At 51.4% G+C, this 14173-nt stretch carries 9 protein-coding genes; 4 read left to right on the forward strand and 5 right to left on the reverse strand.

The annotated features are described in order from the left end of the window. Position 1 precedes the first annotated feature (1 nt). Positions 2–1459: a TolC family protein gene (locus BMW93_RS07615; RefSeq protein WP_090374630.1), complete on the reverse strand. Its 1458-nt coding sequence runs from the start codon at positions 1457–1459 to the stop codon at positions 2–4. A gap of 156 nt (positions 1460–1615) precedes the next feature. On the opposite strand from BMW93_RS07615, the gene BMW93_RS07620 reads away from it, so the two are divergent. Both BMW93_RS07620 and BMW93_RS07625 read left to right on the forward strand, forming a co-directional pair. Then, positions 1616–2293: a response regulator transcription factor gene (locus BMW93_RS07620; RefSeq protein ID WP_090374631.1), complete on the forward strand. Its 678-nt coding sequence runs from the start codon at positions 1616–1618 to the stop codon at positions 2291–2293. Continuing rightward, entirely contained in the window at positions 2290–3549 is a 1260-nt protein-coding gene (locus tag BMW93_RS07625) for a HAMP domain-containing sensor histidine kinase (protein WP_177194042.1), read from the forward strand. The genes BMW93_RS07620 and BMW93_RS07625 overlap by 4 nt, the downstream gene beginning before the upstream one ends. Positions 3550–3582: 33 nt before the next feature. Here BMW93_RS07625 and BMW93_RS07630 read toward each other — a convergent pair whose 3' ends face one another. Beyond that, a complete protein-coding gene (locus BMW93_RS07630) occupies positions 3583–5052 on the reverse strand; it encodes a thioredoxin family protein (RefSeq protein ID WP_090374632.1) in 1470 nt (489 codons plus the stop codon). Between the two features lie 187 nt (positions 5053–5239). Between BMW93_RS07630 and BMW93_RS07635 the strand changes: the two genes are divergently transcribed. After that, positions 5240–8191: an FAD-binding and (Fe-S)-binding domain-containing protein gene (locus BMW93_RS07635; RefSeq protein ID WP_090374633.1), complete on the forward strand. Its 2952-nt coding sequence runs from the start codon at positions 5240–5242 to the stop codon at positions 8189–8191. 3 nt (positions 8192–8194) lie between these two features. Here BMW93_RS07635 and BMW93_RS07640 read toward each other — a convergent pair whose 3' ends face one another. Then, positions 8195–8455, reverse strand: coding sequence for a hypothetical protein (locus tag BMW93_RS07640; protein ID WP_090374634.1), 261 nt, complete (start codon positions 8453–8455; stop codon positions 8195–8197). 221 nt (positions 8456–8676) lie between these two features. Here BMW93_RS07640 and BMW93_RS07645 point away from each other — a divergent pair, with 221 nt between their 5' ends. Beyond that, complete coding sequence (locus BMW93_RS07645) at positions 8677–9441, forward strand: hypothetical protein (protein WP_090374635.1); 765 nt, start codon at positions 8677–8679, stop codon at positions 9439–9441. 82 nt (positions 9442–9523) lie between these two features. Here BMW93_RS07645 and BMW93_RS07650 read toward each other — a convergent pair whose 3' ends face one another. Both BMW93_RS07650 and BMW93_RS07655 read right to left on the reverse strand, forming a co-directional pair. Further along, positions 9524–10984 (reverse strand): SusD/RagB family nutrient-binding outer membrane lipoprotein, encoded by a 1461-nt coding sequence (locus tag BMW93_RS07650; RefSeq protein WP_090374636.1) that lies wholly within the window; start codon positions 10982–10984, stop codon positions 9524–9526. Between the two features lie 17 nt (positions 10985–11001). Then, positions 11002–14139 (reverse strand): SusC/RagA family TonB-linked outer membrane protein, encoded by a 3138-nt coding sequence (locus BMW93_RS07655; protein WP_090374637.1) that lies wholly within the window; start codon positions 14137–14139, stop codon positions 11002–11004. Positions 14140–14173 lie beyond the last annotated feature (34 nt).

A 14173-nucleotide genomic window follows, 5' to 3' on the forward strand; every position in this document is an offset into this window, starting at 1 on the left:
ATTAGTTGTTTATCTGGCTCAGGAAAATGTCGAGGTCACCCGCGGCGGCGGCTTTCAGGAGCAGCGAGCGCCATGCATTGCCGTTGGTGACGAATTTGTCGATCTCCGCGCGGTTCAATGCATTTACACTTTGTGCCAATGTGAAAAGGTCGGTCAAACCGCTCTGGTAACGCGCTTCGGCCTGGTTGAATGCGGTTCGCGCGGCTGCGAGCTGCACGGGGGTAAGGCGTGCCTGCGCAAGCGAGAGCTGGAACTGGATTTCGGATTCGCGCGACTGGCGGTCGAGTTGCAGTTGTTGGGTTTTATATAAAGATTTGAACCGCTCGGCCTGGAATTGCTCGGCGTGATAGTCGTTTCTGACTTTGAAAATATTGGTCAGGTTCCAGCGTGTGGAAACGCCGACCAGGTAGTTGTAAACCTGGTATTTCACCCCGCTGCCGAAATCGGTGCGGAAGGAATCGTCCTTGTTCGAAACTCCTGAACCGCGTCCCCAACCAGCGCCTACCAGTGAAACAGACGGCAAATAGGAACGTTTAACAGCAAGGCTCCGCGCCACCGAGGCATCGATCTGCGCTTGTGAAAACCTTAATGCAGGGTTTTTGAGAAATGATGCGATTTCAGAAGAAGCAACGGGCAGTTGGGCATAAAAACCCATCGTATCCACCGCGATACTGTCGTGCAGCTCACCGGTCAATTCCGAGAACCGCAGGCGTTGCGCCTTTTCTGAACGTTGGCTTTCCAGCAACAGCAATTGGGCTTTGGCATATTCCGCCGCGGCTAGTGAGCTATCGACGCCCGGGCGCATGCCGGAAGTGACGGCGGCGTCGGTAACACGTTTGAAAACGGCGGCCCGTTCCAGGTTCTGGCGCTGGGCGTCTACCAGTTTCTGGTTAATCAGCAGCAGCAGATAGGCATCGATGATTTTGACCTGATGCTGAAAGAGCTCGTTCTCGTAATCGGCCTGGGTGCGGGCCAGGTCGGCTTTGGCGGCATTCACATTGGCATTAATTTTTCCAAAATTGAAAACCTTCCAATCGACCATGGCGGTGGTGAAACTGCCGAAAGTCGGCGTGTAGATATTTTCGGGACGGATACCGCCGGAGGGCGATAATGCGCTACCCTCATTAGGCAAAAAGGCACCGGCCACACTGTTGCTCGTGGCATAGGTATATTGATCCTGCACGATGAATGCAGGCAAATAGTCTGTTTTGACGGATTTGATGCGGCTTTCGGCGCTGTGTATTTCGGCCTGTTTGGCTTTCAGGAAGGGGAAATTGCCCTTGCCTTGCTCCAATGCCTCGTGCAGTTTAATGTGCTGCGCATTTGCTTGTACGCATGCGAAGACAGCGAAAAGCAATGCAAGCCAGCGGTTTTTAATACCGAAGATCCGGTGTGCCGGAGAATGCGCGTTTCCCGGCGGAAAAAAGCGGGAAACCGAATGATACTGGGAGTGCTTCATAATTCGGGTTAAAGAGATTTTTAGCCGAAATTAGAGCTCAATTCTGGAAACATTTGGGAAACACAACCTTGCAATGGACTGTTTATTACGCGATTATCCTTCCTAAATGTTTCCAACTTCAGGGTGTATTTTTGTAAAGTATCTTTTGAAAGAGGAATGAAAATTTTAGTTGTCGAGGACGAAAAAGGGCTTGCAGAAAGTATCACCGACTACCTCTCCCGCGAGGGGTTTGTTTGCGAGGTGGCCAACACCTTCTGGCAGGCCGACGAAAAGATCAGTTTGTACCAGTACGATTGCACGATCGTAGACCTGACGCTGCCCGATGGCAATGGTTTCGACATTATCAAAACATTGAAAAAGATCGCAGCGGCGACGGGTATTATCATTATTTCGGCCCGTAATACGCTGGAAGACAAGTTAAAAGGGCTGGAAATCGGTTCGGACGATTATATGACCAAACCTTTTCATCTTTCCGAGCTGAATGCGCGGGTAAAGTCGCTCATCCGGCGCAGGAATTTTGGGGGAAACAATGATATGACCTGGAAGGATATCCGGGTCAACTTGCCTGCGCGGAAGGTTTTTATTAAAGACATTGAAACCACATTGTCCAAAAAGGAGTACGATCTGCTGCTTTATTTTCTTTCCAATATCGATGTCGCATTAACCAAGGAATCCATTGCGGAGCACCTCTGGGGCGACAATATGGATTCGGCCGATTCGCTGGACATGGTGTATTCGCATATCAAAAACCTCCGACGGAAAATCGTGGAAAAGGGCGGAAAAGATTACATTCAATCGATTTACGGGATAGGTTACAAATTCACCGCACCTTGAAACTGCTCGAAAAAGCCAGTCGCATTTACCTGATCGCCTCCTTGCTCATTTACGTGGCGGTGGGGATTGCTTTTTACTGGATCATCAATTTCATGATCTACGACGAGGTGGAGAGCCGATTGATGGTCGAAAAGCAGGATTTCGAGACTTACGTCCGCGCGAACGACACCTGGTCCAACAATTCCTACTTCGTCGAGAATAAAATCGAGGTCGTACCGGTATTTGGCAAATTCGACAATAAGGTTGCATTTACGGACACGCTCATCAGCAACCGCTACGACGAAACGGCCGATCCGTTCCGGCAGCTCACATTCTACACATTGATCGGCGGCTCGCCGTACCGCGTCGCGATCCGGAAGTCGATGATCGAATCCTACAAGCTGATTGAGGCCATTTCGGTTGCGATGATCGCATTTTTGGGGCTTTTGTTGGTCAGTACCTTCCTGTTTCACCGTGTTTTATCGGGGAAGCTATGGAAACCGTTTTATGATTCGCTGGCTAGAATCAAGGATTTCGACTGGACGAAAAACAAGCCGCTGGAAACGGTGCGCAGCGAAATCACGGAGTTCAACGAGCTGGGCGATGTGATGGAGAAAATGGCTTCGAAGATGCAGCACGACTACCGCAGCCTGCGCGAGTTTACCGAGAATGCTTCCCACGAAATCCAGACGCCGCTCGCGCTCATCAATGCACGCGTGGAGCAGTTTATTCAATCCAAAGATCTTGGCGAAAACCATACCTACTGGATCGAAGAGATTTACCATGCGGCACGGCGGATGTCGAGGCTTAATCAGGGCCTTTTATTGTTGGCAAAAATTGAAAACCAGCAGTTTACGGAACAGGAAGAACTCGATCTTTCGGAGCTCGCATTGAACAAGCTGAAAGATTTTGAAGATATTTTGCAGCATAAAGACATCCGGGTTTCCTTGCAGTCGGCAGGTAGTTTCCGTAAAGTGATGTCGCCGGCGCTGGCGGAGATTCTTTTAACCAACCTGATTAACAATGCGATCCGGCACAACTATACCGGCGGGGAGCTCAGGCTGGAATCCGGTGTCGACTATTTACAGGTCAGCAACACGGGCAATCCGCTAAAAAGCGAGCCGGAGCGGTTGTTCGAACGGTTCAAGAAAGAATCTGCCGGAGCAGAATCGCTCGGGCTTGGGCTGGCGATCGTGAAGCAGATTTGTGATAATTGTGAGCTGCGGATTTCTTACCGGTACGAGGAGCCGGTGCATTCGATCAGAATAATGCTGTGATGGTGCGAAGGTCCTGCTTCGCACCATGCCATGCTATTTGGCCACTTTTTGCAATTCAGCTTCCAGCGTTTTGTTGTTAGGGAACTCCTGCGGAATCCATCGGTTCACGATCTTGCCCGCACCGTCGATCACCAGGAACGGATACCGGATATCGATGCCATATTTCTCTTTCAGAACCTCGATATTTTCGTCCGAAGCCCATAAATGCTTCGCCGTCGGGCGCGTCTTCACATATTGTTTCCAGGTCGAAAGCGGAATGCCTGTGGCGACGGAAATGTAGGCGAACGTCACCTTGTCCGCATATTTATCTTCCAAAACCTTCAATCCCGGCTCGTGCTGGCCGATACTGAACGAAAATACCATCAGCACCGGCTTGCCTTGTAATGAGGAAACCGTTACCGCCGCGCTGTCCGTACCCAGCAATGTAATGTCCGGGATGGCCGCGCCGGGTTGCAGCGATTCTTTGGTCTGGATCAGTTTGGAAACATATTCGGTGTAAGGCGATTGCGGGAATGTCGTTTTGTAATCTGCCAGCATTGTTTTCGCCGTTTCAATGCCCGGGATCGCCGTTGCGGCGTAATTGAGCCAGTAGGTGGCGAGGTATTCTTTCTGTTTGGGATAACCGGCCAGTTTTTCCTTGCTGAATGCATACACATCCTTCAATGCCTCGGGGCTGATCTCATATCGTGTTTCCGAACCTAGCGGGTACTTGCGGGTCGAGGGGATGAGTGCCCAGTTGCGGAGCTCGTCGCGGTAGGCCTGGCTGAGCAATGCGTCGTCGGGCTGGATTTTAAAGTCGGTCAATGTGAAATCTTCGAGTTCTTTCCGTTGCGTCGCGTCGAGTTTCGCCACGCGGTTACGGCGCATGATCTTTTCCTGAATGAGCTGACGGGTGAGCGACGGCTCGGTCGCTGTCGTAGCAAGCACATACGCTTCGAATGCCGGCACGACCGGATTAGCCATTTTGAATTTTTCAAATGCATCCAGCCGTACTTTTTTCAGGCTGTCGCTCTGCTGTACCACGCTTTTGTTATCGATTTGCGAGGGTTTGTAGCCGAAAACCGGCAAGTACTGGTATTGGTTTTCCAGAAAATAATTCTTCAAAAATGTCTGGTAACCTGCATTCTTTCCTGTGAAAGTCACGTCTGCATTCTCCGCGACATTGATCGTCAGGTCGTCGCCGGGTTGGAGGAATAGCATCCAGGTTTTATTCACACCGCTGCCGCTGTATTGGAGGCGCATCATTTTGGGCTCGCTGAGCTGGATGACGGCTTTTTCAGTGGTTTTGTCTGCAAAATTCACCGAGGCCACGGCGTCGAGCTTCGCGTCGGCAAGGCCCGTGCCCAGATTGGGGTGAAAATGTACATCTTCCAGCACCAGCGTAACGGTCACGGGAGCTTGTTTTGCCGCTGTGAGCGTGATATTGGCCGTATTTTGCGCGTAAGAAGTCCAGCTCAGTGCTAGGCAGAATAGTGTGAGGATCAGAATGTTTATGTGTTTCATCGGTTCGCAAGGGAAAACTGTTTTTTACCAAAATAGGAAGTGTAAAAATTGTGCCAATATACGTAACTCCTGGTGGTATCTGTTCCGGCGGCTTACTGAGCGTGGGCCGCGGGCACATTAATGCAGTTTTTCAAAGCATTAATAGGCCAACTACTGTAAATTCGCTCCCTGATTATCGATTGTTCCCATGACCCGCGTTTCACAATTCCAGTTCAATACGCTCCGCGCCCGGTTCGAGGGGGAGTTGTATTTTGACAATTCCACGCTACACACAGCCCAGCGCACCGTTTACGCCACCGACGCGTCGGTTTACCAGGAAATGCCGGTGGCGGTGGCCTTGCCAAAAACCGTGGAGGATATCCGTGCGCTGATCGGTTTTGCCCAAAGCAATAAGGTGACGTTGATACCCCGCGCCGCAGGCACGTCGCTGGCCGGTCAAGTGGTGGGAAAAGGCATTGTGGTCGATATTTCGAAGCATTTCCGAAAGATTATCGAAGTAAATGCAGAACAGAAATGGGTACGCGTGCAACCGGGCGTGATCCGCGACGATCTGAACAAACATCTTGCGCCTTACGGGCTGCTTTTCGGCCCCGAAACTTCCACAGCCAGCCGCGCGATGATCGGCGGAATGATCGGGAACAACTCCTGCGGGCTGCATTCCATCACCTGGGGCGCCACGCGCGATCATTTGCTGGAAGTGAAAGTACTGCTTGCGGATGGCTCCGAAGCGGTTTTCAGCGAGCAAACCATCGCCGATTTTACGAAGGAAATCCGGGAAAAGCAGATCAAAGGCCAACGCCTGCAATCTATTCTCGCGGGTATGTTCGGGCTCATATCCAATCCTATCGACCAGGATTTAATCAAAAAACAGTTTCCGAAACCGACCGTCACGCGCCGCAACTCCGGTTATGCGCTGGATGCATTGGTCAGGAATTTTGAAAAAGGAAATATCAACCTCTGTAATCTTATCGCGGGTTCCGAGGGTACATTATGCTTTGTTACCGAGGCCAAAATCGCATTGGTGGACGCCCCGCCCGCAGCGGTGGGCGTCGTGTGCGTGCATACGAACTCGCTCGCGGAGGCATTGCACGCTAATCGGGTGGCGATGGCGTACGATCCGAAGGCTTCCGAGCTGGTCGACAAATACATTATGGATTTTACCAAAAACCATAATGTGTACTCCCAAAATCGTTTTTTCATGCAAGGTGACCCCGCTGCGATGCTGATGGTGGAGTTCTGGGGCATTGCGAAAGAGGAAGTAGAGCAAAAAGCTGCTGCACTGATCGCGCAGTTACAGGCTGAAAACCTGGGATATGCCTACCCGCTATTGTTCGGTGACGATGCCAACAAAGCCTGGGACATCCGCAAGGCCGGTCTCGGCCTGATCCGCAACTTGCCCGGCGACACCCAGCCGGTGAACCTGATCGAAGACTGTGCGGTAGCCGTGGAAGATTTACCGGCATACATTGAAGAATTGGCGGTATTGCTGGACAAACATGGTTTGCACGCGTCGTACTACGCACACGCGGGCGCGGGCGAGCTGCATGTAGAGCCGATGATCAACCTGAAAACGAGTGAAGGAAAACAGCAATTCCGCGATGTACTGGCAGATACGGCCGTACTCGTGAAGAAATACAATGGTGCATTATCCGGCGAGCATGGCGACGGGCGCTTGCGTGGAGAATTCATTCCCTTCATGATGGGCGAGGAAGTGTATGAAATGTTCAGGCAGGTGAAGCGGATTTGGGACCCGGATGGTGTTTTTAATGCCAACAAAATCGTGGACACCCCACCGATGAACGAGTTTCTGCGCTACGCCCAGGACAAACCCAGCCCGAAGATCGATACCATATTCGACTTTTCGAGGCAAGAAGGCATTCTCCGGTTAGCCGAAAAGTGCAGCGGCTCGGGCGACTGCCGGAAAACCGAACTAACCGGCGGTACCATGTGCCCCAGCTACATGGCCACCCGCAGCGAGCGCGACACCACGCGGGCCCGTGCGAACATTCTCAGGCAGTACCTCACGCCCGAGACCGCTCCTAATACCAGTCAGGAAATGGTAAAAGAAGTGCTCGATCTGTGCCTTTCCTGCAAAGGCTGCAAATCGGAATGCCCTTCCAGCGTGGATATTGGCAAAATGAAGGCCGAATTCACACAGCAATATTATGAAACGCACGGCATACCGATGCGCAGCAAGCTGATCGCCAATTTTTCAAACCAAATGAAACTGGCCTCGATCGCTCCCTGGGCATTCAACGGCATATTCGGGACGCCCGCATTGCGGAAAATTGCCAACAAAATGGTCGGTTTTCATCCTGAACGCTCCATGCCGAAGCTGGATAGCGAGACGCTGAAAAGCTGGTGGGAAAAACACCAGCGAAGCAAGCCGGCAACTGCGCCGCATTCCCGGACTGTGTATCTTTTCTGCGATGAATTTACCAACTATAATGATGCGGAAGTAGGCAAAAAAGCGGTATTACTGCTCGAAAAGCTGGGTTACGAGGTCATTATTCCCGAGCATCTGGAATCGGGGCGGTCGTATTTGTCCAAAGGATTTGTAAAAGAGGCGCAGAAACTGGCTGTGCGGAATGTGGCATTATTGAAAGATAAAATCACTTATGACGCGCCGCTGGTGGGCATCGAGCCGTCAGCAATTCTTTCGTTCCGGGATGAATATGTGGATCTGGTAGGCGAAAGCGAGCGGGAGCATGCGCAAAAGATCGCGGAGAATGCATTGCTATTCGAGGAGTTCATCGCACGCGAAATCGATGCGAAACGCATTCTTAAATCTGCATTTGCGGGTAAAAATCAGCTGATCAAGCTGCACGGACATTGCCATCAGAAAGCGCTTTCGACTTTAACGGCTTCTAAAAAGGCCTTGCAGTTGCCTGAAAATTATCATGTTCAACTCATACCGTCGGGTTGCTGCGGAATGGCGGGGTCGTTCGGGTATGAACAGGAGCATTATGAGGTGTCGATGCAGATCGGCGAGTTGGTGTTGTTCCCAACTGTCCGGCAGCAGCCCGAAGATGTGATCATCGCGGCTGCCGGGACGAGTTGTCGCCATCAGATCAAAGACGGTACCGGGCGCAAAGCCATGCACCCGGTGGAGATTCTTTATGATGCACTGATAAAATAGCCACTATTGGGTACCGCGGACGTGCTCATTAACCGTATCGGCACGCATTTGGGTACCTGATGTATCGGACGCCACGGTATCGACGACTGTTGTGCCCTGGTCGGCCGGGTTGTCCGCCTGGCCCGACAGATTTCTGTCATGGTTAAAGAAGCCGCCAAACCAGGCGATCAGCGAAAGAACGATACCGACGCCGACGATCCACTTCCAGACGTTTTTCACGTTCTTGGTGGCTCTTGCTTCCTTATCTGTTTCTTGCCTGTTCATGGGTTTAATGATTTAGTTTGAAATAAACCTTACCATTTCCATACCAGCGCGATCCGGCACTTTTTGAGCGACTTTTCAAGCGAATTATATAACATTGTGTTGATAAAATTTCCCCAAACTAAGTCGCTTAATTAAAATGTAATAAATCGGGGACGTTTCATGTTACCTTTGCTGGAAATTTCGTTTCACGTACTAGTTCTTCTCACAAACCAGCCATATTCATGAAAATTAGCCAACGTTTCTTCATACTTCTTTTTGCACTTTTCCTATTTACACAAGTCGGCGCCGACGCACAAAACGACAACCGTTCATTCTTTTCGGTCACAGCCGGATACAGCTTGCCCGTAGGAGAGCTCGCAAGGGAAAAACTGAACGACCCGTTTGCGGGGCTTACAGGCTCGGGATATTATGGTCAGGTCAATTACGATTTCCGCATAGCACGCTGGTTTGGGTTGAAACTTTCGGGAAGCATGAATCAGAACACCACACGCCCGCAGCCGATTGTGGATATTGCCGATCTTCGCGTGGAGGAAATTAAAGGATTTATCAACGAAACGACTTCGCATACCTGGGATACGAAGGTATCGCGCTGGAAATTTAATGCGATTATGGCGGGGCCTGCCATATTCCTCAATTTCGGGAGGGTACAATTGGAAGGGCACGTACAGGGAGGTTATGTAAAAGTCACTTCTCCCACCGTGGACATGACGGGTACGTTTCAATCCGGTGAAAACCAGATCCTCGTGCATTTGAGCCCTGCTTCCACCAGTGGTTTCGGGTTAGGCGCGGGAGCGAGTTTGCGTTTGCCCATTGCCGGCCCATTGTATTTCCACCTTTCGGGTGACTTCCTGGCTACCGAGGCGCAGTTGAAAGACGTAGCCGTGAATGTACGGGTAGGTAATTACCCCGAGGTAGGTATCCCAATCAATGAAAAGCGATTTGTAGGCGTTGCAAATATCGGAGCAGGATTAGGGATTTCGTTTTAGGTACTACTAATACCAAAAAGAAAACGGGCCGGATGCCGCACGCATCCGTCCCGTTTTGCTTTCTAATGCATCCTGATTTGCGTCATTTCGCAAACCAAAGCTTCATTTTCATGTCATTCTTGCCTCCCTGGGCGGTGAGGGCCGCTGAGAAATTGTCGTAATTCAGCGATTCTTCCGAGTTCGGGTAGGGCAGCCGCGTTGGAATGACATTCTGGTTGGTATTCAATACAGGAGGTTTCAAATCAGGGATGCCGGTTCTGCGGAATTCGGTCCAGGCTTCGAGGCCCTGGCCGTACAATGCAATCCACTTTTGCTCCATAATCTGTGTGAAACCGGCAGCACCGGGTTTCAGAGCATTTGCATTGAGGTATTCGGGAGAAACGGTCAGTTTGTATTGGGCAAAAGAGGCGGTAATGGCATCGGTGTAGTTTTTGGCTACGTCGCCGGCTGCTGCAATTCCTTTGTAGGCGAACTCGCTTTTAAGAAACAACAGCTCCGCATAGCTCATAATCACGCCGGGCGCGGTAGGGCCGGTGAAAAAACTACCGACCCTCGAAGTGCTGTCGAGACCTAGTTTTCCGGCCTGCGAAGAAGAAAGACCGTTAGGGACGCCGGTGTATTCATCTTTTAACGCCGGTTTGTTGGCGTAGATGGGCAGGCGAGCGTCCTTCAAATCTTTCATTTTGTTTACCAAAGTGGCACTTACGCGGTGGTCGTCGCGTGTTTTCCGGTTCACGTTGACCGGGTTCTGGTTGTTGGTGGCATCCAGATAGTTGAGTTGAACGTTCTCGGCTACGGAAGTAATGACCGGATATTTAGCAGGATCGCTCAGGATCCGGGTAATTTCGGCCTTCACGTCAATGGGGGCATCGGCTTTGTCGATCATGCGGCTCAGCACGCGGAGGCTCAGCGTGTTAGCGAATTTCTTCCATTTGGTAAGGTCATTGTTGAAGAGAATATCGCCCCCGATCGTCATATTCTTGTCGGTAGCGTTGATCGACTCCCCGGCCGATTTAAGCTCAGCCACAATGCCCGCGTAGACATCCTTTTGCTTATCATATTTAGGCAAAAGATTCCCTTCCAACCCCTGCAATGCATCGGTATAAGGGACATCTCCATACACATCGCTCAGTAACATGAATGCCCACGACCGCAATATCACCGCCACCGCCTGGTAATTGACGTTGCCCGATTCCTTGCCGATTTTGTAGATGCGTTGATAATCCGCCAGCGATTCCACATACAAGCCTTGCCAGGCCGCGGTGTATACGTCGCTTGAAACCGTGTACTGGTCGATGTCGGTGTACTGTATCCGCGCCCAATGCTGCGAGTAACCGTCACCGATATCCATTCCGAGCGAGCCTCCCCAGTAAATATCGACCGCACTCTGGATGCCGTGTGGCAGGAAAAGGTCGGCGGTACCGGTAGCTGCGCTGTTATTATTGGTATTGATCGTGTCGAAATCGCCGGTGCAGCTCGTTGCGCAGATGATTGGGAACGAAAGCAATGCCGAAATGCCCATTGAATATATTTTCTTTTTCATCGTCTCGGGAAATTAGCCTATAAGTTGAAACTGATATTGAAGCCCATGGTTTTGGTTGTCGGGATTTGCCCGTTTTCGATCCCTTGCAGGTTACCGTCGTTGTAGTAGCTGGTTTCGGGGTCGATGTGCGGCAGGTTACTCTTCAATAGAGCCAGGTTGCGTCCGACAATGGAGATGGCGATGTCGCGGAATGGCAGTTTGTTGAAGACTTTTCCTGAAAGCATATAGGTCAGCTTCACTTCCCGCAACTTGATGTAGCTCGCATCGAAAATGGTATTCTCGTTGTTGGTCAGCAGGTAATATTTGTGATGGTACTCTTCCGATGAAATGCGTTTCTCGTTAGGCACATACTCGGGCGCGGCCGAGGTTCCGATATTCACCACGCCTTGTCCAACCACACCATCCTCACGTCCGAAAGTAGTTTCTTTCAAGACACCGGTGTACCGGCCGATATTGATCGATTGCGAGAAAATGTCCCCGCCCTGCTTCATATCGATGAGCGTGCTGAGCGAGAATCCTTTGTAGGTAAATGTGTTGGAAATGCCGCCGATCCAGTCGGGTGTGAAGCTGCCGAGCACGCGGCTTACCGGGTCGATCATCGGGTATCCCTGGCTGTCGTACACGATCTGGCCGTCGGGCGCGCGCAGGAAGCCTTTGCCAAAGAAGGTGCCGTAGGGCTGGCCTACGCGCGCTTCCACTGATAATCCTCTGAAACTGTTGCTCGATGTGGCCTGAGTCAATGCATTGTAGCTGTTGTTCAGCTGATAGGTGGTAAGCCCGCCGTCGAGTGCAACGACCTTGTTGTTGTTTTTAGCCCAGTTTATTCCGATATCCCATGAAAACTTGTCGAGCTTCACAGGCGTGGCGGTCAGCTGAATTTCAATGCCCGAGTTTTTGATCTTACCAGCATTCAGCAATTTAGAAAGGAACCCGGTGGCATTGGAAATGTTAACGTCCAGGATCTGATTCTTGGAAACCTTGTTGTAATAGGTCACGTCGAGGCCGACACGGTTTTGCCACAACCGGATATCCGCCCCGATTTCATAGGAAGACGTGATTTCCGGTTTCAGATCCGCATTCAGCATCGCATTGTTTTCCGAAAGGCTCGGCGTGCTTCCCCAGGCATTTTCGTATTTATAGGTACTTACCAAACGATAAGGGTCGGTGTCGTTTCCTACCTGGGCCACACCCGCACGTAATTTTGCAAAAGACAAAACCGATGATTTGATGTCAAATATGTCCGTCACGATCGCGCTCACCGCCGCGGAAGGGTAGAAATACGAGCGGTTATTCGCCGGTAATGTGCTCGACCAGTCGTTTCGTGCGGTCAGGTCTAAGAACAGATAGTTACGGAAGCCGAGGTTAGCGGCCGCGTAAAGGCTGTTAACGGTCTTTTTGATGTAACTGTTTTCACCGACGAGCTTCTGGCGGGAGTTTCCGAAGTTGTAAACCCGTGGGATCGCCAGTTCGGTAGCGCCCATATAGTTGCGTTGCGCGTAGTTTGAGCGGTGGTTTCCGCCGATGTTGGCCGTAATGTCGAAATCCCCGAACTTATGGGTTGCATTGAGCAGGAAATCCGAGTTGGATTCGCGAACGAAGATTTGCTCCTCATTGTAAGCATCGTAAAGCGCCGAGGTGCCGATGATCGCCTGGCGCGCGGCACTTTTGGTCTTACGGCGGTCTTCATAAAAATCGGTACCGGTGCGGGCGGTCAGTGAGAGCCAGCTGGTGAATTTGTACGTGGCCGAGAAGTTGCCGTAAAGCCGGTCCTTTTCGTTGGCCCGGGTGCTCTCGTTGAGCAGGTAATAGGGGTTTGTCCAATAGTTGTCGTTCCAGTTGTACTGGTAAATGCTGCCCGGCTTTTTGTAGGCTTTCAGTTTGTCCATATCCACCTGGCGACCAAACCAGATAAAGTATAAGCCGAAATTGTTACGGTTGTCGGAGCCGTCTTTGATGTAATTTCCCGTTGCGCGAATGCTGAGTTTGCTGGTGAGATTCCAGCTTGCATTCAGCGAAACAGTCCGTCTTTTGTAATCGGTATTAGGTAAAATACCCGTCTGATCCAGGTTGGTGAACGCGAGCCGGAAATCGGCTTTGTCGCTGGAACCTGTTACGGCAACGCTGTTGGTGAATGTTCTGCCGGTTTCAAAAAACTTGTCCACATTGTCGGGGTGCGCAATCCAGGGTGTGGGAGTCCTGGTACCATCGGCTGCAACGGGTGAATCGAATTGTGGAATGAGGCGGCCATCCAGTCTGGGCCCCCAGCTTTCATCCACGCCGTCACCCTTGCCGCCGCCTTTGCCATCCACGTAGGCAAACTGCCCGGCGGCACCCTGGCCGTATTCATTTTGCCATTCAGGCAGCCTGAACGGGCTTTCGAAGGCCGTATTGGAATTGACCGAAACTCCGATCCCTTTCGTGCCCTTACCGCTTTTGGTAGTGATCAAAACCACGCCATTCGCCCCGCGGGAGCCATAAAGTGCCGCCGCGCTTGGGCCTTTCAGCACGTTGATCGACTCTACGTCGTCCGGATTGATCGCTGCGGCTGCATTACCATAGTCGATACCCGTTCCTGAGCCGAAGTTGCTGTTATCCACCGGTACGCCGTCGACTACAAACAACGGCTGGTTGTTACTCCCGATGGAGCTCGCGCCGCGAATGATCATCCGCGACGAGGAGCCCGGCGCGCCATTGGAATTGGTGATCTGCACCCCTGCCAAACGCCCCGAAAGCGAGTTGACGAGGTTGGTTTCGCGTGCCTGCGTGAGCGTTTTGCCGCTTACCTCTTGCACGGCGTAGCCCAATGCCTTCTTTTCACGGGCAATACCAAGCGCCGTTACGACAATCTCGTTAAACTGTGTCGCGTCGTTTTCAAGCATAATGTCGAACACGGTTTTCGAGCCGACCGGGATTTCCATCGTTTTGTAGCCGATAAACGACACAACGAGTGTTGCATTGGCCGGCGCGGTAAGCGTGAAATCGCCGTTGGTGTCGGTAGTACTGCCGCGGCTGGTGCCCTTGATGAGGATGCTGGCACCGGGAAGGTAACCGTCCGCCGATTGTACTTTGCCTTTGATGCTCAGGTCTTGCGCAAAACCTGTTCCGGAGAGGAACAGCAAGACCCATAGGAAGCCTAGTGTAAAGACTTTCTTCATAATTGATTAAGTAATGGAGTGAAACAGTTAGGTA

This window comes from Dyadobacter sp. SG02 (assembly GCF_900109045.1).
GTDB lineage: Bacteria > Bacteroidota > Bacteroidia > Cytophagales > Spirosomataceae > Dyadobacter.